Origin of the sequence: Paraburkholderia sp. UYCP14C (assembly GCF_004197395.1) — a bacterium.
Lineage (GTDB): Bacteria > Pseudomonadota > Gammaproteobacteria > Burkholderiales > Burkholderiaceae > Paraburkholderia.
In genome coordinates, this window is the sequence record NZ_SELS01000310.1 from 1 (window position 1) to 705 (window position 705).

Consider the following 705-nt stretch of genomic DNA (forward strand, 5'->3'; position numbering starts at 1 on the left):
CGCGGCTTCCACGACCGTGGCGATCATGGCATCAGACAATGCGCGGGGACGCCCGCCTTTATGTCCGGTCAGCAAACCACAGAGGCCATTGTCGTTCCAGGCGTGCGCCCAGTTGTACACTGACTTTTTGCTCACATCGAGTTCGAGCGCGATCTCATGGACCCGCCGACCGCGGCCGAGCTGCAGCAGACCCAGCCCACGGGTTCGAAAGTCCTCATGGGGATGTTTGAGCGACAACTGTTGCAAGGTCTTCTTCTCCGGCTCGGTCAGTTCAACGGCACATTTCATCGGCAGACAGGTCATCAGAATCACATTGCCTGTCAGACCCCATATTTTGAAATTCGTTTACTCGTCGCACTTACCAGACGTTTCCCGGGAAACCATGCGCGGCATCCTTGAACCCATGGCGCAGAGGATTGAGGATCTTCGCGCACGCGTCCAGCATCCGTAGACTCGACACGTTCCCGTCAAAGCCTTGACTGGTAAGGGTTTCGGTGGGATTTCCATTTATGGGCGTCGGGCACTTTTAGCCACCAATGGCGCGCGCCATGGCGGTGAGTTTGGGCAGCGCGTCACGCAGCAGGGGTGATTCGTTGCGATTGCCCGGCGCCGTCACGAATGGCGCGACGATGTTGCAGTTGCGATCGCTGAAGGCCACCACCTTGTCGCCCTTCAGATGCTTGTGCCCGCTGTAGCCCAGGTTGT

General features: G+C 58.4%; 1 protein-coding gene. It reads right to left on the reverse strand.

Annotation, left to right across the window (positions count from 1 at the left end; all coding sequences use genetic code 11):
- A partial coding sequence (locus tag EVC45_RS44995; RefSeq protein WP_248295556.1) for a helix-turn-helix domain-containing protein occupies positions 1–303 on the reverse strand: 303 nt, incomplete at its 3' end.
- Between the last annotated feature and the right edge of the window lie 402 nt (positions 304–705).